Source organism: Polynucleobacter sp. 31A-FELB, from assembly GCF_018882405.1.
Classification (GTDB): domain Bacteria; phylum Pseudomonadota; class Gammaproteobacteria; order Burkholderiales; family Burkholderiaceae; genus Polynucleobacter.
Map to the genome: position 1 here is coordinate 1 of NZ_JACVOO010000043.1, position 742 is coordinate 742.

Below are 742 nucleotides of genomic sequence, written 5' to 3' on the forward strand. Positions count from 1 at the left end.
AAGTACCAGCATGAGCATGCCATCCGCACCATGTGCAAGGTTTTGCGAGTCCACCACAGTGGCTATTACGCCTGGCTTAAAGAGCCACTCTCGTCTCGAGCGTGTGAGAACCAAATGATTGTGACCCAGATTAAGCAAGCGTGGCTGGCAAGCGGCACCATCTATGGTTATCGCAAGATCCATGATGATCTGCAAGATCTGGGGATTGCTTGTGGTGAACAGCGGGTGTATCGCTTGATGAAGGCGCAAGGCCTACGCTCTCAAACAGGTTACAAGCGCAAACCACGGCATCATGCTGGTAAGCCTCATGTCGCCGCTCCCAATCACCTGGCTCAGCAGTTTGATGTTTTAGAGCCTAATGAGACCTGGGTAACGGACATTACTTATATCCGCACGCATGAGGGTTGGCTGTACCTGGCGGTGGTCTTGGATTTATTCTCCCGCCAGATTGTAGGCTGGTCGATGCAAGGACGGATGGATAAGGAGCTCGTAGTCTCAGCTTTGCTGATGGCTTTATGGAAACGCAAACCCCAGCAAACCGTGATGATCCACTCCGATCAAGGCAGCCAGTTTTCTAGTTACGAGTGGCAGGCGTTCTTAAAAGAACACAACCTCAAGCAAAGCATGAGTCGGCGCGGAAACTGCCATGACAACGCTGTAGTCGAGAGCTTTTTCCAACTACTCAAGCGGGAGCGGATCAAACGTAAAACCTATGCCAGCAGAGCAAAAGCAAGAGAAGATA

Annotated in this window: 1 protein-coding gene; it reads left to right on the forward strand. The window is 51.1% G+C overall.

Annotation, left to right across the window (positions count from 1 at the left end; genetic code table 11):
* Positions 1-742 (forward strand): IS3 family transposase (locus ICN30_RS11540; RefSeq protein ID WP_216275788.1); only part of this gene is annotated, 742 nt, incomplete at both ends.